Source organism: Enterobacter sp. 22466 (genome assembly GCF_052044775.1).
GTDB lineage: Bacteria > Pseudomonadota > Gammaproteobacteria > Enterobacterales > Enterobacteriaceae > Enterobacter > Enterobacter dissolvens.
In genome coordinates, this window is the sequence record NZ_JBQENX010000008.1 from 246806 (window position 1) to 266375 (window position 19570).

The window sequence follows — 19570 nt, forward strand, 5'->3', positions numbered from 1 at the left end:
AAATTACACTTTTGCGTTATTGCCAGCGCCTGAAAGGTATCGCTGTTCAAAGACATCCGACGGGACGGCGCGGGCAAACAGGAAGCCCTGGCCCTTCTCGACACCCGCGTCAGCCAGCCAGCGGCGCTGTGCTTCCGTCTCGATGCCCTCGGCAATCAGATTCAGGTTGAGGCTGCGCGCCATCTGGATAATGGCCTGCACCATGCTGCTGTCTTCCGGCAACCCTTCCACAAACGCTTTGTCGATTTTCAGAACATCCACCGGCAGCGTTTTCATGTGCTGGAGCTGACGCAGTCCGGCATAGCCCATCCCAAAATCATCCAGCGCAATGCGAATACCGGCGTTACGCAGCGGTTTCAGTATCGCGACCGCCTCATTCGGGTCGTCGATACGGCGGCTTTCCGTTACTTCCAGAATCAGCGTATCCGGCTGGATCCGGTAGCGATTGATGAGCTCCAGCATCTCCGAGACCATGGTCGGATGCATCAGCTGCAGGGCAGAGAGATTGACCGACAGCGGCAGGTTCACGCCACGCTCCTGCCAGGCGGCGAGCTGGCGGCAGGACTCCTCAAGCACCCAGTAGCCGACGGTGACCATCAGGCCGCAGGATTCGATGCGGTCGATCAACCCTTCCGGTAGCTCCCAGGAGCCATCCGGCTGTTGCACACGCAGCAACGCTTCCGCGCTTTTCACTTCACCCGTCAGCAAGTTGACCTGCGGTTGCAGCCAGAGGGCAAACTGGTGGTTATCCAACGCAGTGAGAATGTCGCTCTCTTCCGTCAGACGCTGCTGCGCCTTTTCCATCTGTTCCGGGTCGAAGAACTGGATCTGGTTTTTCCCTTTGCGGCGGGCGGTAAAGGCCGCCGAGAAGGCGCGGCGATAAAGCTGTTCTGCGGTCAGATCGCCGTAGAACATCGCAATGCCAATACTGGCGCTGGGGCGAAGCTGGATCCCCTGAATGGGCAGCCGCTCATTAATGACAGTGAGTACTTGCTGACCTAGTGTGATGGCATGCCACGGCTCTTTCACGCCGTTTGCAATCACCACCAGGTCATAACCGCTGACCTGGGTCAGCACCATGCGCGGCGCAAGAACAGATTTGACCTTTTCCACCAGCGTCAGCAGCAGCATTTCACGCTGGCTCTCCTTGAGCACGCCAGCGGTGTCCTGCAGGGTCTCACAGGCGATGACCATCAACGCGGTGGTCTGCTGGCGGGCCACGGTCTGCTCCAGCATCGCCATCAGAAACGCTTTATTGGGGAGCTCCGACACCGGGAAACGGGTGGCGCTACTGTTCAGTTCATCCTGCTGACGCTGAATGCGCTGCTGGTTGAGGTTGTAGCTGCGCACCAGCATGCCGATCTCATCGTCATGATGAAGGCGCGGGAGCTCAAGCTGATGTCCCATCTGGTCCTGGGGAGAAAGCGAGTTTAGCTCCCGGGCGATACGGCGCAGCGGATGAACAATCAGCCGGTTAATGCACCAGGTCAGCGCCACGCTGAGGATCAGCGTCATAAGTAAGCAAGTGGTCACTAACGTGATAAACCAGCTCATGACGAACTTATACATGCGATACGAGTCCGCCTGCAGGACAAGATAAGCCAGCGGCTGCGGATTCGCAGGGCGTTCAAGCGAGTAGATGGGGAGCGAAATTTGTACCGGCAGCTCAAACAGACGCATCACCATCATCGGGACGGGACGTTCAGGGATAAAACTCATCCGCAGCGCCTGGAACTGGTTAGGCAGCACCACGTCTGCGCGGCTGACGACGCCCGCAGGCTGAATGCGTTTTAAAATGGTTTCCGCTTCGGGAATATCGCCTTTCAGAATCGAAGCAGAGAGCGGGCCACGCACCGAGCGGGCAATACTTTCTAATTGTGTAGCCGTGTTATAGCGATTCTGCTGCACGGAATGAAACAGCAAAATTACGCAAAATAGCAGTACAAACAGCATTGTGACGGCAGAAACCATCGCCATCTGTTTGATCGTTAAGGAACGGCTGACACGCAAAATGACTCTCCACAGAACTCGAAGCGCAGGGCGCACCAGGGTGTAAACCTGGCGCGCCTGAGTATACCCGATCGCTGCACTTTTAAGAGAGACTTACAAATGGATTAAGTTAAATCCGATTACCAGTCCGCATACGGAATAAGCGGCTGCGGCGGTAAGTCCATATCGCCCTGCCAGCCTGCGGCGGAGTAGCGAACATAAAGCAGCGCATGGCTTGGGGTATAGTCTTTCGCTTCCTGAATGTCCACACCCAGCCCAACAAACCAGTTGGACGTCACCCGGCGCTCGATAATGGCCCGCGCGGTATAACCGGTACCGGAAGAACTGCTGCCGGTTTCCATATCGCCTCTGTCGGTATAGCGGCCTGGCTCATCGACAGGGATAAGTCCCTGAATCGGATAGCGCAGCACATCGTTGGTTTTAGAGTGAGACCAGGATACAGACCCGCCCAGCTCCCAGGACCAGTTCTCCGTGCGTTTACGCCAGGTCACCGGCAGCGCGAAGGAGACATACTCCTGCGGACTGTAATACCCCCCCTGACCCAGGGTATAGCCACTCAGATCTTTGTCGTAGTGCCAGAGCATATTGGAGACGCCGACCGTCAGGCGCTCGTTGTTTTTATTAATGAGCTTGTAGTAGTAACCGGTCATCCAGCGGACGCGCCAGTTATCTTCCACATTTTTGCCCGTCAGCGATTCCGCGTTCAGGCTTGACCAGATGCCGTTCGCCTCACCTTTGTCATAGCTTATGCTCACGCCACCACCGGTGGCGCGCACGCCGCCCCAGGTGGTGCCGGTGTTGGTATCTTTTTGCCCGGCGAAGGCCAGCAGCGAGCTGGAGATCGGACGACGATGAGCGTTAACGGTATAGCCGATAGGACCGAGATCGCTGCTGTAACTGACGCCGCCCACCACGTCGACGACGTCAAAGCCCATCGGCGTGGTGCCGATATCCCATGCCCAGGTTTTATTCTGCCAGCCCACGGCCACGCTTGCGCCATTTGACGTCTGGTTGGTGTTGCCGCGACACGGCGTTTCGGCACAGGTACCCCATTTGGGATCGTAGGTGCCGTTGTTGGTGGCAAACGAACCGGCATCCATATTGACCAGATCGCTGCGGAAGAACATCCGCCCATCAGAGAGCGGCGCATCCACCTGCAGCATGGTGGTGTGGGCTTTCAGATCGGAGTAGCCGCCCGTGCCGCTGGAGCCCCAGTAATCGTGCTGCAGCGTGACGTTAACATCCTGCTGGCGGTATAAATCACCGGCATCGCTACGCACGCCGCGTTTCAGCCAGTCATCTTTTTCATCGTTACGCGTCAGACGCGTAAAGCTGTCATTATCGGCCGGACGGGTGGTGGTGATACCCGAGGAGACCATCGCATCTTTATAGGTCTCCAGCGCCTGCTGAGGCTGGCCGTTTTGCGCCTGAAAACGGGCCGCATCACGCAGCACCAGCGCGTTTTCCATCGACGCAGGCTGCGATTTAGCCTGCGGAATGATCTTGTTAAACGTCTGCGCGGCGGCAGCAGAATCACCCAGCCCCGCCTGCGCCATCGCGATGCGGCGCTGCATATTGAGCGACAACGGCTGACCGTTTTGCGCCGCAGGCAGTTTCGCCAGCTCGGCGCGTGCAGCGGCCTTGTCGCCCTGCGCGCTGTAGATTTCAGTCAGACCGAGGATCGCATCTTCGTTTTGTGGCTCACGCTGCAGCACGCCGCTGTAAGCCGTTTTCGCCGCGTTGAGATCGCCACGCTGCTGCGCCCAGTCCGCCAGGGTTAAGTCGATACGGGTGGAGGCAGGTTGCTGACGCAGAAGATTTTCCGCCTCCTGCTCTTTGCCGCTGTCGCGCAGGCGGTTGGCGGTTTCAAGCACCTGATTGCTTTGCAGACGATCGGCGAGCTCCTGAATATTGCCGTTCCACTGGCTACGCGGCAGCGTCTCCAGATGGGCCAGCGCGGCGCGATCCTGATCGTTTCCGGAAAGATAGAGCCCGTTAGCATACACCTGGTCCGGGTCGGTCGGTTTCTGGCTGGCAAGCTGACGCATCAGGGTATCCGCCTGGCTGCGCTGGCCTGCGCTGTAGAGATCGCGCGACAGACGATAGGTGATCCACACGTCGCCTGGGGAGAGCGCCAGACGACGGCGCTGAATCCCGGCGGCCTGAGCGTATTTGCCCTGGTTCTCCAGCTGCTCAGCCTGCGCGGAGAGCTGTTCGTTGGTCAGGCTACGTTCAATATCATCGATGCTGCGACGCTGGCTGGCGGAGAGCGACTGGATAAACTGCGAGGCTTTCTCTGGCGACTGGGCACGATAAATATTGGCCAGCCCGCGAACCGCGTTGCTGTTACCGCTGTCCATACGCAACGCCTGGCGATAATAGCGCTCGGCCGCTTCGTTATCTTTACGCGCCGCTGCGGCATCACCCAGCCCCAGCACCGCATAACTGTCGCTATTGTCGATATTGCGCGCCTGCTGATAGTAGCGTTCCGCCTGCGCCGGATTATTCGCTTTCAGCGCCGCATCCCCCTGCTGGATCAGCAGCCAGTAGCGGTTCACCTTCAGCAAACTGTCCCATTTACCGCGATTATCGCTCTGCGGATCGAGGGCGATCGCCTTTTCAAACTGTGCCACCGCGCGAGCGCGGTCGCCTTTCTGGGAATAAGCCTGACCCAGCGCGCCAACGGCTTCGCTGTCAGCGTGGTTTGCGCTGACCGCCTTTTGCAGCTCGGCCACCGCCTTATCACCCTGCCCGGCATTTACCGCCGCCAGGCCTTGCGCTTTGGCACGGAAGGTGGGGTCGGCGAGCTGTTTCTGCTGCGCTTCAAGCTGTGAACGCGCTGCCGCTACGTTCTCGCCGTCACTGAATACGCTCAGGTATTTTTGCAGCGCAGAGACGCTGGCGCTGCTGACCGGCTGGTCTTTGATCTGCTCATACCACATATCCGACGCCTGGCTGCGGCCATTGCTGGATTTGGCCATCTCCTGCAGCACCGCAAACCCTTCATCACGGCGTCCGGTCTGGAACAGCAGCTGGGCCAGCGTCGACTGCAGTTGCGTATTGCCAGGACTGCTGCTGTTAATCTTCTTCAGCTGATTAATGGCCGCATTGCGGCGGGCAGGATCTTTCGCCACCACATTCCAGTATTCCGTCGCCACATCGCCGCCCGGCGGGTTGCCGTCGAACAGCTTGTCATAGGCGGCAATCGCCTCCTGGGTGTGACCCGTCGTGGCGAGTAAGCGGGCCTGCTGTAACTGCTGGCGGCCATCCGGCGTGGAAAGCAGCATGGTATTGCGTGAGGACTGATACGCACTGGAACCGGGTGCGATCCCTTTCAGTCGATCCAGCTCTTTTTGCGCACCGGCATTATCGCCCTGACGAAGCAGATAGCGGAAACGCGCGGCAATAACGTCAGGGTTGTTGGGATCAATCAGCTCAAGACGATAGAGCGACTGACGCACCAAATCCTCACGCTGCGTCGATTCCCCCAGGCGCACCTGTTCCAGCAGTTGTTGCTGCTGCGGGGAGTTGACGGCCTGAGCCAGCGGCATCAGCGCCAGGCCAAGCGATAAACTGAGTAGATTTACTGTGAACTTGCGCATTCCTGGCCCCAATCCGGTATTAATTCACCTTTTGTGGTGAAGCGAAAACGATGCTGATCCCATCCTTGTCCAAAGAGAGTCAGTACATAACTGTAATAGGCATTGTTACCGGGAAAATGGTCAGCCACACGCTGACGCTGAACGGCCTGCGCGTCACGCTGCTGTAAAAAAGGCAGCATGGCAGCAGAGAAGCCGACCGGGCCATTGCCCGTGCGTTTCCCGCTCGCCACATCCACTTTCTCCGGCGGAACACCCTGTTTTATTGTCGTGGCGGCCATCGGCTGGAAACGTGCCAGTAGCCGGGCTTTCTGGGGATCGTTATCGCTCATCATCCCCACCCAAAGATAGACGCGGATAGCATCGTATCCTCCCACCAGCGGCGGATCCTGCTTTAACCGCCAGCCTTTGTTTTTCTGGTATTGCACCCAGTCCGGCGAAAAGCCTTTTGGCGCACTCTCCTGCAGCAAGCGCAGGTTGGTTTCACGCAGGGTAGTCCACGGGGCACCAAAACGCGTGAAATAGCTCGCCAGCTGAGGCGGAAGATAGCTGGGGTTAAAACGCCAGGCGTTTTCATCGGCAAAACCCACTTTACCCGGGAGCAACATCAGGCCGAGACCGGGTACTTTCACCATTTCCTCGCGGGCAATGCGTTTGAGTAGCGCCTTACCCGTGCGGGTGTAGTCGGCGTCTTTCCATAACCGGCCCGCTTCAAGCAGTGACCAGGCAATCCAGACATCGGCATCCGAGGCGGAATTGGTGTCGATGACCGCCCAGTTCTCTTTGTCTTTCTGTCCCCATAGCCAGGCGGGGAGCATGTCGTCGAGATGCCCACCGGCAAGATTATCCCGCGTCCATGCCAGCACCTGGTCGAACGCTTTACGGTCATTCGCGGCCAGGGCAAAGAACAGCGCGTAACTTTGCCCTTCCGAGGTGGTGATTTTACGCGTGTCACTGGGGTCAATGACCCGCCCGCCCTCGCTGATGTAATCCTGTTTAAACTGCTCCCAGGCAGGCCAGGTGCAGGCGGCACGAAGAGGCGTCGCCGCCAGCATCAATCCGACTACACACCAGCGAAAGGCTTTCATCACATCTTACTCATGATCCGGATTCAGGCGACGACGGCTGATGATTCGCAGCAGACGCCACAGCACCCAGGCCAGCAACACCACGCTGACGGCGGCCAGGATAGCCAGCAGAACCGGATGGTTAGAGAGCGCATACCACAGACGTTCGAACCATGGCAGATGGCCTACATAGTACACATCGCCCACGCGCAGGCTGTTGACGCCCGACTCACGGATCACCGAGACAGAACCGAACATGGAGGCACGTTTACCGCTGTCGTTCATCGCGCTGTTGAGCAGTTCATAGCCGCGCGGGCTGTCTGCCAGCAGGGCAATGACGCTACGCTGATCGTTGTACGGTGACTGGAAACCGACCACGGCCGCCATCGCGCCCTGAGACGTTACCGCCGTTTGCGCGCTGGCTTTACGATCGTTGATATCCGGCATGATGCTCGGGAACTGGGTCTGACGCAGCGGCGTGTTAACCCAGGACTGAGCAGCCTGAACCAGCAGATCGACACGCTTCTCATCTTTGAGCTTATCCGGGATGGTCCCGATCACCATGATGTCTGCATCTTTGTTCTGGATTTGCGCACCATCGTCAGTCAACGTGACGTTAATCGCCGGCAGGCCCGTTTGCGCGCCCACGGTCGCCATGGTGTCCAGCAGGGTGGTCACCTGCTCTTCGTTTGGCGCTTTTGGCATCACAACAATGGATTCAGACAGGTCCGCCATGCGGCTGAACGGGAAGCCCGCGTTGGCAAATGCCCGCAGATCCGGCATCGCGAGGAAGTGATAGTACTTCGAGAAGTCGATGGTCGACTCATCGCCAATCACGACGTGGTTCTGCACCTGCTGGAAGGTGATGCAGTTGTCCACCGAACCGCCAGGCAGTGGGTTCATGTACTGGAAATTAAAGCGCAGCTGGTTTATCGCCCCGAGCTTCAGCGCCGGGATAGAGACATCGGTCTTACCATCCAGCAGCCCCTGCAATACCGGCAGACGGAGCATCAGCCGGTTAGTGTCCTGGGTGCTGGTCAGGCTAAAGGATTGCAGGAACTGGTTGTTCAGGCTGATATCCATGCGCGAGCTGTCTTTGGTTGACGGCGCGGTGTAACGGTAGTTCAGGTTGATATCAATGCCGTTGGTCCGCAGCAGATACAGGTCCGGCGGCAGGTTCAGCGACAGGCTGATAGGCGATGGCTCAAGCCCCGTCGCCTGCAGCTGCTCTTCGTAGGTTTTCAGCTCACCGAAGGTCACTGCCCGGTCGGTACGCACCCAGTTTGGCGCGTCATACGGTTTACGTGCCAGCAGCGGCTTGACCTCATCGACCACCACGCTGCTGCCGCGGAACAGGATATTCCCCTGCGCAATCGCTTTTGCCGCCTGCACCAGGTCTTTTTCGTCACGGCCAAAGACCACCAGCAGCTTCACATACGGGTTGTCCGGGTGGCTAATCATCTCAATGGTCGGGGCTTTGACGTCCGGGTGCTCGCGCAGGAATGCAGGACGCTTCGCATTGGTGGCGAAGATGATGGCATTTCTGTCAGGGATTTTGTCGTACATGACCGGGAAGTTCTGCCCGCGCCAGCCGGAACGGGAGCCGAACCAGGAGGCCACAATGGTCGCCGCGCGTTGTTCCGTCACATCCGGAGAGGAGGCAAAGACCATCGGCAGGGTGAGCGGACGGTTATCGCGCGGATCGAAGAACGGCACCGGGAACGCTGAGAGATCGTTTTTCAGCGCCAGAGACTGGTAGGTCATCTGCAGCGATGAGTTACGCCCGATATCCATCCACAGCGTGTTGCTGGCCGGGTTTTCGCAGACGTCACGGTAGTGGCCCACAAATTCCAGACGGATACGGTTAAAGTCGGTGATAAACAGCGGGTTGATCGGCACCTGCGCCAGGGTTTTCTTGCCCAACTGCTCTTTGGTGACCGGCAGAACGTCCATCAGCTCATCATTGAGGTAGACCTTCAGCTGAGACTGCGTCGGCAACAGCGATGGCGACGGGGTATACTCGAGATTCAGCACTGCGTTAGAGACAACCTCATCGCTGCGCATGCCAAACTCGATACCGCCGTCAGGGTTAACGCCGCGCAGCACCATGCTGCCCGGAGGCGGCGCAATCTGCGCAAAGGTGAGCTTCACGTCTCGTGACGGCGCATTCTCCGCGACAACCGGCGCGTTAGCGCCCCGCACGCCCGGCATCACCTGCCCCACAACCTGCGTATCTGCCGGCAAGGTGTTGCCCGCTGTCGGCTGGTTGGGCACCAGGTTTTCTGTCTGCCCGGGTGCCGCCGTGACAACCGGTTCGGTCGCTTGCGCAACCACAGGCACCGTAGGAGCTGGCGTGGCCGCGACGTTATCAGGCGCTGCGTTAGCCATTGTTGCGGGGAGCGTACTCATCCCCATTGCCACTGCACATAACCAGGAAAGTTTTGTTTTCATCGCGTTATCATCATTGTTGAGCCATAACCGGGTCCGCCTGCTTCGCCTCATCCCGCTCAGGACGACGAGGAATGAACGACACGACCCAGGAAACCAGCGAAGTAAGTGACCGGAAAATTATTTTCACCGACGACGGGGCAAATTCTGCAAGGTGACGATAGCCACGGAACCCCAGCTTCAGAATATCCAGCAGGCTTTCCAGAGGTTTATCTTCCGGGAAGCTGTCCTGCCAGAGAGCCCACGTATCCGCGCGGGCAAACGTACACTGCACAAAATCAATATGTTGCTTCCTGGTCAGCGGCATCAGCTGCAGACCCACTTCATTGCCTGCCACACGCACAACCTGTGTCGGGAAGACATACTCCTGCTGGCCGCGCTTAAGCAGCAGGTTGACCTTCTGCCCTTCCAGCACCTTCGCCTGACCGTTGATTTTGATACCCAGACCACCGTCGGAGAAGTCGTGTACGGTACAGGAGAAGAGATGGCCATCTTCACGGGCTATCGCCGCAGGCATGCTGATTTCAACGCGATGTGCGCGACGTACCTGCTTGCTCTCCACCGATACTGCCACCGCACCGCCGAGAATAATCAGGTTGTAGAATACCCATGCCATACTGACGAACACCGTCAGGATCTCGTTTTCCGGACCGTAGAAGTAGCGCCAGATACCGGCAATCACGCCCACAATGTTCAGCAGCACCAGGAAGATGTACGGACGGGAGATCACCCAGTCGACATACTCTTCTTCCACCAGGCCACCCTTCGCAGTGACGTTGAATTTGCCTTTATGCGGGTTAATCAGCGCCACCATTGTCGGCGGCGCGATATACCAGGCCAGCACCGTTTCGTAGATTTCACTCCAGAACGAATGGCGATACTTCCCCTGAATCTTCGAGTTCGTCAGGCTCGCGTGGATCATGTGCGGCAGCACAAACAGCGCAATCATCAGGGCCGGTGCGTAGATGATATAGGCGTGAAGGAGCAGGAACGCCAGCGGCGCGGTCAGGAAGATGAGCCGCGGGATACCGGATAAGAAGTGGAACATGGCGTTGACGTAGCACAGACGTTGCGCCAGCTTGAGGCCTTTACCCAGCAGCGGGTTATCAAGACGGAAAATCTGCACCATGCCGCGCGCCCAGCGAATACGCTGGCCGATATGCGCCGACAGTGACTCCGTCGCCAGACCGGCCGCCTGAGGGATACGCATATAGGCCGAGGTATAGCCGCGGCGATGCAAGCGCAGCGAGGTGTGCGCATCTTCAGTGACCGTTTCAACCGCGATGCCGCCAATTTCATCCAGCGGTTTACGGCGGATAACCGCACAGGAACCGCAGAAGAAGGTCGCATCCCACATGTCGTTGCCATCCTGCACCAGACCATAGAACAGGGTGCCTTCGTTCGGGGTTTTACGGAAACGACCAAGGTTACGTTCAAACGGATCCGGTGAGAAGAAATGGTGCGGCGTCTGCATCATCGCCAGCTCCTTCTCTTTCAGGAACCAGCCCATCGTCATCTGCAGGAACGAGCGCGTCGGCACGTGGTCGCAGTCAAAGATAGAGACAAACTCCCCTGTTGCATACTTCAGCGCGTTGTTGATGTTCCCGGCTTTGGCATGCTCGTGCGAGGTACGGGCGATATACTCAACGCCCACCTCTTCTGCGAACTGACGGAACGCGGCGCGACCGCCGTCATCCAGGATCCAGATTTTGAGCTTATCTTTGGGCCAGTCGATGCCCAGCGCGGCATAAATGGTATTTTTCACCACGCTCAGGTCTTCGTTATAGGTCGGCACAAAGAGATCGACAGTCGGCCACGTCGACGTATCTTTTGGCAGCGGAACTGGTTGGCGGTTGAGCGGCCAGATCACCTGGAAATAGCCCAGCACCAGCACGATCCAGGCGTAGGTTTCTGCAAACAGCAGCACCAGACCGCATATCAGACTAACCGGGTCGTCCCAGTTCAGCGTTGAGGTATAACGCCACCAGATATAGCGGCAGGAGACGGTCAGCGACAACACAATCAGCATCAGAGCGGAGAAACGCCCCGGTATACGCCGCACCAGCAGCGCCACGCCCCACAGCAGGATCAGGAAGGTGAACTGCGCCAGCGGGTTAAAGGGTTGCGTGATACAGACCAGCGCCAGAATGAGCGAGAAGACAACGATCACGCCCAAAATAAAACGCCGTAAGCCCGGGTGCAGATGCCCGAGCTCCTTATGGTTATCCAGATGGCTGGTCTTATCGCCCACGCGGTCAGGCAGTCTGTCCAGCCACTGATGATAGCGTTCACGTAAAAGCTGGACCCGGCTGAAACTACGCCAGTGCGGGGTCTTTTTTTCATGACGCGCAGAGGTGACCACCAGCCAGATCGCCTGAATAATGTAACGTGCCGGATCTAAAGGCCGGGGCCGGTCAGGATTAATGTGCGGATACAATTCACTGTGTCGCGCACGAATGCGCTGCCAGCGAGGGTGCTCCAGGGGAATGAACATCCAGGCCAGAATCATCCAGAAACAGCCGAACGCGGCGCTAAACGCCGACGCGCCATGTCGGCGAAAATGCCGGTAATGGTCGCTTAAGCGCGAACTGACCGGTGGGATGAGTAACCAGCTGGAGAGTCGGCTCATACCGTACTCCTGGCAGGTTCCGCCCCATTGGCGAAGTGCAGCAGACACCAGTTTGCCAGCGTCAGGATCTCTTCTGCCGCCAGTGAATCGCTGCGGTACTCGCCGAGTGGCTGTTTGGAGGCGAGACATTCCGCCATGCCTTCATCACGATGGATCACAATCGGCAACAGGCGGCGCTGGCTTTGCAGCCAAACCTGATACAGATCGTCCTGGATCTGGCTGCCAATACGTAAATCGTTGATCAGGATATGGCTATTCTGCGGCAACCCTTGCTGATGCAAACGGATATGGCAATTTGCATCGACATTCACAATGGAGAGTACATGGTCACATTGTGCAATCAACTGTCGGGTCAGCGTGCCGGCGCCGTGTGGCAGATCCAGCAGGATCCACTGATAATGGCCTTTTTCTTTCAGACTCTGCAGCGCGAGCGTGAATTGTGAAAATAAGCGTTGATACGCTGCTTCGTTTTCACGTTCCGTCGTGGTCAGTTGACCAAACGGCAGTAAATCAAGCTGGGAGGTGTAACGCAGACCCGCATCACGCCAGTCTTTATCATCAAGCAACGCGCGGGCCCAACCCTCGGTACGGGTAAAGTCGACGTTAAATGACATACGTAGCAAATTGTCGGAGCAGGCATCAATTACCAGCACCGATTCACCTAAAAGCTGTAATGACCACGCCAGCGCCGCGGTAACGGATGTTGTACCCACTCCACCACGGACGCCCTGTAATCCGAGTATGGCCATCAATGGCTCCCTTATTGTTGTTGGGTAAATTCAGCTAATAACGGCCAACGTTTAATAGCCGCGGCCAACTGTTCCCGCTGGGAAATATCGGTGTAATCTATTTCAGGTAAAGAAAAGGCCTGCGTCAGCGCCAGAAAATCGTTTTGGAATGTGTAACCCAGGGTCGAATCGACTGGGGTTCCGGGTTCATTATTATCCATTTTTTTCCATCCCTTTGAGTATCTTCGCACGTTCAGAAGTAGCGAGGCTTCCTGCCCGGTGAAATTTCATTTACATGCTAAATCTGATGCTCTTTAATTTCAATGTTAGGTTTATTTCTACGCTTTCGCTAGTAAACTGATATACAGATAAATTAGACGAAAAGAGGGACACCGTGGACTCCATATTTTCTATTGGCATCCAGTCATTATGGGACGAATTGCGCCACATGCCAGTCGGAGGGGTCTGGTGGATTAATTCGGATCGCAATGAAGATGCTATCAGTCTGGTAAACCAGACAATTTCCGCCCAGAACAAGGATGCCCGGGTGGCGGTCATTAGCATGGGCGACGATCCCAACAAAATTATCACCCTGGAACGTGACCGCGGTCCACAGACGGTGCGATTATTTTCCATGCCCTCAGAAGCAGATAGTCTATACTTTTTGTCCCGCGACATTCAGTGCTCCATCGATCCGGATCACTATTTATTGATTCTTAAATGTTCACATAACGCCCTGCAAAATATCCCTGCTGAAAAACTGCTGCAGTGGCTGGAAAAAATCAATAAATGGGCAAGATTTCAAAATTGCACGCTATTGATAATCAATCCCGGCAGTAATAACGATAAGCTGTTCTCACTTTTAATGGGTGAATATCGATCTCTTTTCGGCCTGGCAAGTCTTCGCGACCAGGCGGGGAGCTATCTCTACGATATTGCATTCTGGTGTAATGAAAAAGGGGTGAGCGCCCGACAACAGCTAACGCTTAACCATATTGACGGTGAGTGGCACCTTGCCCAGCAAGAAGAAACCGTGGTGCAACCGCGCAGCGATGAAAAACGGATCCTGAGCCATATCGCGGTGCTGGAAGGCGCGCCCGCGCTGTCTGAAAACTGGTCGCTGTTTGACTCCAATGAAGCGCTTTTTCATGAAGCCCGCACGACGCAGGCGGCCACCCTGGTTTTCTCGCTGATGCAGAATAACCAGATTGAAACGCTGGCAAGACAAATTCATACCTTACGTCGTCAGCGCGGCAGTGCGTTAAAAATAGTGGTACGCGAAAACAATACCAGCCTGCGTGCCACCGATGAGCGTCTGCTTTTGGGCTGTGGCGCAAACATGGTGATCCCGTGGAATGCCCCACTCTCACGCTGCCTGACGCTCATCGAAAGTGTGCAGGGTCAGCAGTTCAACCGCCACGTACCGGAAGATATTTCCACGCTGCTTTCCATGACCCAGCCAATGAAACTGCGCGGTTACCAGAAATGGGATACCTTCTGTGATGCCGTTGGTAACATGATGAACAACACGCTGCTTCCTGCAGACGGGAAAGGGGTAATGGTTGCCCTGCGTCCTGTGCCGGGGATCCGCGTTGAACAGGCGCTCACTTTATGTCGTCCTAACCGTACCGGGGACATCATGACGATTGGCGACAACCGTCTGGTGCTGTTTTTGTCCTTTTGTCGGGTGAACGATCTCGATACCGCGCTGAACCATATCTTCCCCCTGCCTACCGGGGATATTTTCTCGAACCGTATGATTTGGTTCGAAGACAATCTGATCAGCGCTGAGCTGGTGCAGATGCGCACCCTTGCGCCTGAAAACTGGGTTAAACCGCTCCCTGCGGCAAGCGATTTAAAACCGATCCTCAATGCAAGGCATGACGGCCATGTCTGGCGTCGGGTTCCGGAACCCCTTCGCTTATTAACTGAGAATGGGGAGAACGCACCATCATGAATATCAGCGATATCATTCAACTGGTCGTATTCTGTGCGCTGATCTTTTTCCCGCTTGGTTACTATGCACGCCATTCACTGCGCCGTATTCGCGATACGTCCAGAGTGGTATTTGGCAAACCTCGCTATGTCAAACCAGCCGGAACACTGACACGGGCATCACACGTCAAGGCAGACCGAAAACATGACTAATTCTACTTATACCGCTTCGTCACCATCGCCGCTCTGGCAATACTGGCGCGGCCTTTCTGGCTGGAACTTCTACTTTCTGGTGAAGTTTGGTCTGCTGTGGGCTGGCTATCTCAACTTCCATCCCCTGCTCAACCTGGTGTTTATGGCCTTCCTGTTGATGCCGCTGCCGAACATCAGGCTGCATCGCTTACGTCACTGGATTGCCATCCCCGTGGGCTTTGCGCTGTTCTGGCATGATACCTGGCTACCGGGGCCGGACAGCATCATGAGCCAGGGTTCTCAGGTGGCGGGATTTAGCGCCAGCTATATGCTGGACCTGACCGAGCGCTTTATTAACTGGCAGATGATTGGCGCGATCTTCGTGCTGCTGGTTGCCTGGCTGTTTCTGTCACAGTGGATCCGCGTCACGGTGTTTGTCGTCGCCATTATGATCTGGCTGAACGTTCTGACGCTGGCAGGACCAAGTTTCTCCCTGTGGCCAGCCGGTCAACCGACCAGCACGGTGACCACTACCGGCGGGAGTGCGGCAGCAACCGTCACCACGGCAGGCGATACGCCGGTGGTGGGTGATATTCCAGCGCAGACCGCGCCGCCAACCTCAACCAACCTGAACGCCTGGCTTTCCAGCTTCTACACGGCGGAAGATAAGCGTCAGACTAAATTCCCGGATGCGCTCCCGGCGGATGCCCAGCCGTTTGAACTGCTGGTGATCAACATCTGTTCCCTCTCCTGGGCTGATGTTGACGCGGCTGGTTTAATGTCGCACCCGCTCTGGTCGCATTTCGATATCCAGTTTAAAGACTTTAACTCTGCCACCTCGTACAGCGGCCCGGCGGCAATTCGTCTGCTGCGTGCAAGCTGCGGTCAGCCATCGCATAAGAATCTGTATCAGCCCGCTGGCAACCAGTGTTATCTGTTCGATAACCTGGCAAAACTGGGCTTTACGCAGCACCTGATGCTGGGGCATAACGGCCAGTTCGGTAACTTCCTGAAAGAGGTACGTGAACAAGGGGGTATGCAGGCACCGCTGATGGATCAAACCGGTCTGCCGGTTACGCTGTTGGGCTTCGACGGTTCACCCGTCTATGACGATACCGCCGTGCTACAGCGCTGGCTGCAAACCATCGAAAAAGACAGCAATCCGCGCAGCGCGACGTTCTATAACACCCTGCCGCTTCACGACGGTAACCACTTCCCTGGCGTGAGCAAAACCGCAGATTACAAAGTGCGTGCGCAAAAGTTCTTTGATGAGCTGGATGCGTTCTTCACTGAACTGGAAAAATCTGGCCGTAAAGTGATGGTGGTTGTCGTTCCAGAACACGGTGGGGCGCTGAAAGGCGACAGAATGCAGGTATCCGGTCTGCGTGATATCCCCAGCCCGTCCATTACCAACGTGCCTGCCGGGATTAAATTCTTTGGCATGAAGGCACCGCATCAGGGCGCGCCAATTGAGATCACTCAGCCAACCAGCTATCTGGCGATCTCAGAACTTGTGGCCCGCGCGGTCGATGGTAAGCTGTTTGTGGAAGATAGCGTGAACTGGGATCAGCTCACCAGTAATCTGCCGCAAACCGCTGAAGTCTCTGAGAACGCTAACGCGGTCGTGATTCAGTACCAGAACAAACCGTACGTTCGCCTGAACGGCGGAGACTGGGTCCCTTATCCGCAGTAAGTTCTACCGACCCTCTTCCCATTGGGGAGGGGGAATTATTGTTCCGCGAGCCAGACGAGCATCTTCAGGCTCGCGGAATAATAGTCATCTTCGGGGGTAATTTCGGGTTCGCCGGTTGACTGCCCCATCGTTAAATCCCTTACAGCCAGCAGACCGCCTGCCATCATATAGGGGGCATATTCATTCGTGGTGACGTTAACCCACGCGGGAGTGTGTTCCCGTGGGAACTGGCCGAACCAGGTCCGCCACGGTGTCAGCAGCGGGCTTTTTTTATCAGCCCAGGCGACGTACAGCGGAATGCGGATGGCGTCATAGCTCATACGTGGCGGCCAGGCACTGGCGGGTACCAGCTTCCCTTTCGCGTCCAGCGAGACCCAGTCCGTGGGCAACCCGGCTTTACCCGACCCCATTTGGGCCAGTAGCTGTTGCCCGTCCTTCATCAATTCACGCCAGACCGGCAAATGACTGCGTTCGGCAAACGCCTGCCAGGCCGGGAAAATGAAATAAGAGGGGTTGAGCACCACCTCGTTGTCCAGCTTAAATCCCTGAACGCCCGGCAACATGACGCGATAACCCGCATACCGGATGACGTTGTGGGAAACCAGCGCCTTCGTGATGGCATCCGACGCACGGATGTAGCGTTGGTCATGCCAGCGCGCGTTCGCTTTTAACAGTGCCCAGGCAATCAGTACATCGCCATCGGAAGCGTTATTTTTGTCAGCGACCGGGTCAGTTTCCGCGGGGTTATAGCGCCAGTAATAAAGACCGTTGTGTTTATTCTTAAGGGTGTTGTCGGTCCACTTCCAGAGCGTATCGAACGTGGTTTTATCGTCGTTGGCCACCGCCATCAGCATGGCGAATCCCTGACCTTCGGTATGCGAAACGCTGCCATTGCCGGTATCGACAATGCGTCCTTCCGGTTTGAAGAAGCGTGCTTTATAACTCTCCCAGGCCTGACCGGCATGAGAGAGTGGAGAGACCAGCAGACTCATCACGACCAGTGTGGCGCAGACAGATTTTCGCATCATTCACTCAGTCCGGTTATTCCGCGCTGCGCAGGGAGATCTCACCGCCTACCCAGGGCTTGATGACGCCATCCTGCTCCAGAAGCAGGGCGCCCTGCGCATCAATGCCGCGGGAGATACCGTAGATCTCTTTATCGCCAATCAGCAGTTTCACCGGTCGGTTGATAAAGTTATCGAGTTTTTCCCAACGAGACAGAAACGATGCCAGCCCTTCTTGTTCAAAGAGAGACAGAGAGGTACGCAGCTCTTTAATCATACGCACGGCAAGCGTATTGCGGTCGATGGTGATCCCCGCTTCCTGAAGATTGGTCCACGCCTGATTCACCACATCGCTTTGCACATTTCGCATCACCATGTTGAGACCGGCACCAATGACAATTTGCGCAGCATCGCCTGTTTTTCCCGTCAGTTCGACCAGGATACCAGCAAGCTTACGATCGTTCAGGTAGAGGTCGTTCGGCCATTTAACCCGTACTTTATCCGCGCCAAGTTCGTGCAGAACTTCCGCCATCACAATCCCGATCACCAGACTGAGGCCTACGGCGGCAGCAGGGCCCTGATCAAGGCGCCAGTACATGGAAAGATAGAGATTAGCGCCAAACGGTGAAAACCACTTGCGCCCACGGCGACCACGCCCGGCCTGCTGGTACTCTGCAACGCAGGCATCCCCTGATGCCAGTTCGCTTATCCGTTCCAGAAGGTACTGGTTTGTCGAATCGATTACTGGCAATACGGCCACGTTGCCATGCCCTATCTGGCTGCGGATGAGCTCTTCATTCAGAAGCTGAATGGGCTCCGGCAGACTGTAGCCTTTTCCGGGCACGGTGAAGACATCAACCCCCCAGTCGCGGAGGGTCTGAATATGTTTATTAATGGCAGCACGGCTCATACCCAGCTGCTCGCCTAATTGTTCCCCTGAATGAAACTCACCATCGGCAAGGATGCCAATCAGGGTTAACGGGATGGTATTGTCCTTCACGCGATGACCTCCACGGCATTCACTTCACCCGTACGACCTATGAAGCGGACTTCCGGCTCCAGCCAGACGTTAAATTTTTCTCCTACTTTCTGACGCACCTGATGCGCCAGTTGCACGACGTCGTCACTGGTCGCATCGTGTTGATTAATCAGCACCAGTGCCTGTTGGCGGTGAACTGCAGCGCCACCTACAGCTGTGCCTTTTAGCTGGCATTGATCGATAAGCCACCCTGCGGCCAGCTTGACGTTGCCATCCGCCTGCGGGTAATGGGGTGCTGAAGGCCATCCCGCCAGCAATGCTTTTGCATTTTCGCTGCTTATCACGGGGTTTTTGAAGAAACTGCCAGCATTTCCGTTTACTTTGGGATCGGGCAGTTTGGTCATTCGCATGTGGCAAACCGAGTCAAACACATCGCGAGGGGTGACGGTTGCCGGATCGAGGCGCGTTAAATCACCATAGGTCAGCACCGGCTGCCAGGTTTTAGACAAACGCAGGCCTACGGCGACAATAACGTAGCGATCCTGATATTCGTGTTTGAAAATGCTGTCACGATAGCCAAAACGGCACTGCTCTGCCGTTAAACGCTGGGCCGTACCGGTCGCCAGCTCAACGCAGTCGACATAGTCACACACGTGTTTGAGTTCGATGCCATACGCACCGATATTTTGAATAGGTGATGATCCCGCGCAGCCCGGGATGAGAGCCAGGTTTTCCAGCCCCGGCATCCCGTTTTCGAGGGTATATTGCACCAGTTGATGCCAGTTTTCGCCAGCACCTACGTGCAAACGCCAGCTATCGGCACACTCTTCGACATCAATTCCCATGATGCGGTTAATAATGACCGTCCCGGCAAAATCATCGAGAAACAGGACATTACTGCCTTCGCCCAGAATCAGTACGGGTTCGTTGTTTTCTGTTGCGCTTTGCCATGCATCCAGCAGTTGCTGGGCCGTATCGGCGCGTACAATTTGATTAGCATTCCGTTGAATACCAAAGGTATTCCAGGGCTTAAGGGAGTGGTTCATAGGCGCTATCCTGATGCAAAAACGCAGGTAGTTTACCGTATAAGCAGCGGGTTGTGGGGGAATAGTTTGTGCAGTCTGGAAACGCAAAAAGGCCATCCTTTCGGATGGCCTCTTCACTTAATTGATGCCTGGCAGTTCCCTACTCTCACATGGGGAGACCCCACACTACCATCGGCGCTACGGCGTTTCACTTCTGAGTTCGGCATGGGGTCAGGTGGGACCACCGCGCTAAAGCCGCCA

13 protein-coding genes and 1 rRNA gene are annotated in these 19570 nt (G+C 56.3%); 3 read left to right on the top strand and 11 right to left on the bottom strand.

Annotation, left to right across the window (positions count from 1 at the left end; translation table 11 throughout):
* Positions 1-3: 3 nt before the first annotated feature.
* From hmsP to bcsR, 7 genes are all read right to left on the bottom strand, one after another.
* Positions 4-2010, bottom strand: a complete 2007-nt coding sequence (gene hmsP / locus ACTJJI_RS20110; protein WP_014833671.1) for a biofilm formation regulator HmsP — start codon at positions 2008-2010, stop codon at positions 4-6.
* Between the two features lie 119 nt (positions 2011-2129).
* The gene (gene bcsC, locus ACTJJI_RS20115) at positions 2130-5612 is read right to left on the bottom strand and encodes a cellulose synthase complex outer membrane protein BcsC (protein WP_248063598.1); all 3483 of its coding nucleotides are present in this window, start codon (positions 5610-5612) and stop codon (positions 2130-2132) included.
* A complete protein-coding gene (gene bcsZ, locus ACTJJI_RS20120; RefSeq protein WP_428184543.1) occupies positions 5594-6697 on the bottom strand; it encodes a cellulose synthase complex periplasmic endoglucanase BcsZ in 1104 nt (367 codons plus the stop codon). Before bcsZ ends, bcsC begins: the two co-directional genes overlap by 19 nt.
* Positions 6698-6703: 6 nt before the next feature.
* Entirely contained in the window at positions 6704-9127 is a 2424-nt protein-coding gene (gene bcsB, locus ACTJJI_RS20125; protein WP_257256450.1) for a cellulose biosynthesis cyclic di-GMP-binding regulatory protein BcsB, read from the bottom strand.
* Positions 9128-9137: 10 nt separating this feature from the next.
* Complete coding sequence (gene bcsA, locus ACTJJI_RS20130; RefSeq protein WP_047360433.1) at positions 9138-11753, bottom strand: UDP-forming cellulose synthase catalytic subunit; 2616 nt, start codon at positions 11751-11753, stop codon at positions 9138-9140.
* A complete protein-coding gene (gene bcsQ / locus ACTJJI_RS20135; RefSeq protein ID WP_014833676.1) occupies positions 11750-12502 on the bottom strand; it encodes a cellulose biosynthesis protein BcsQ in 753 nt (250 codons plus the stop codon). The genes bcsA and bcsQ overlap by 4 nt, the downstream gene beginning before the upstream one ends.
* Before the next feature lie 11 nt (positions 12503-12513).
* Positions 12514-12702: a cellulose biosynthesis protein BcsR gene (gene bcsR / locus ACTJJI_RS20140; protein WP_013099220.1), complete on the bottom strand. Its 189-nt coding sequence runs from the start codon at positions 12700-12702 to the stop codon at positions 12514-12516.
* Between the two features lie 173 nt (positions 12703-12875).
* On the opposite strand from bcsR, the gene bcsE reads away from it, so the two are divergent.
* Genes bcsE through bcsG form a run of 3 tightly spaced genes read left to right on the top strand, consistent with a single transcriptional unit; the run spans position 12876 to position 16301 of the window.
* The gene (gene bcsE / locus ACTJJI_RS20145; protein WP_014833677.1) at positions 12876-14438 is read left to right on the top strand and encodes a cellulose biosynthesis c-di-GMP-binding protein BcsE; all 1563 of its coding nucleotides are present in this window, start codon (positions 12876-12878) and stop codon (positions 14436-14438) included.
* A complete protein-coding gene (bcsF, locus tag ACTJJI_RS20150) occupies positions 14432-14629 on the top strand; it encodes a cellulose biosynthesis protein BcsF (protein ID WP_046889679.1) in 198 nt (65 codons plus the stop codon). Before bcsE ends, bcsF begins: the two co-directional genes overlap by 7 nt.
* Positions 14622-16301, top strand: a complete 1680-nt coding sequence (gene bcsG, locus ACTJJI_RS20155; protein WP_014833679.1) for a cellulose biosynthesis protein BcsG — start codon at positions 14622-14624, stop codon at positions 16299-16301. The genes bcsF and bcsG overlap by 8 nt, the downstream gene beginning before the upstream one ends.
* Positions 16302-16336: 35 nt before the next feature.
* On the opposite strand, the gene ACTJJI_RS20160 is transcribed toward bcsG, so the two are convergent.
* The 4 genes from ACTJJI_RS20160 to rrf form a co-directional block, all read right to left on the bottom strand.
* Entirely contained in the window at positions 16337-17329 is a 993-nt protein-coding gene (locus ACTJJI_RS20160; RefSeq protein WP_014833680.1) for a glycosyl hydrolase family 8, read from the bottom strand.
* Positions 17330-17342: 13 nt separating this feature from the next.
* Complete coding sequence (birA, locus tag ACTJJI_RS20165; RefSeq protein ID WP_014833681.1) at positions 17343-18305, bottom strand: bifunctional biotin--[acetyl-CoA-carboxylase] ligase/biotin operon repressor BirA; 963 nt, start codon at positions 18303-18305, stop codon at positions 17343-17345.
* Complete coding sequence (gene murB, locus ACTJJI_RS20170; protein WP_046889681.1) at positions 18302-19330, bottom strand: UDP-N-acetylmuramate dehydrogenase; 1029 nt, start codon at positions 19328-19330, stop codon at positions 18302-18304. Before murB ends, birA begins: the two co-directional genes overlap by 4 nt.
* Positions 19331-19456: 126 nt before the next feature.
* A 5S ribosomal RNA gene (gene rrf, locus ACTJJI_RS20175) occupies positions 19457-19570 on the bottom strand; the annotation flags it as partial.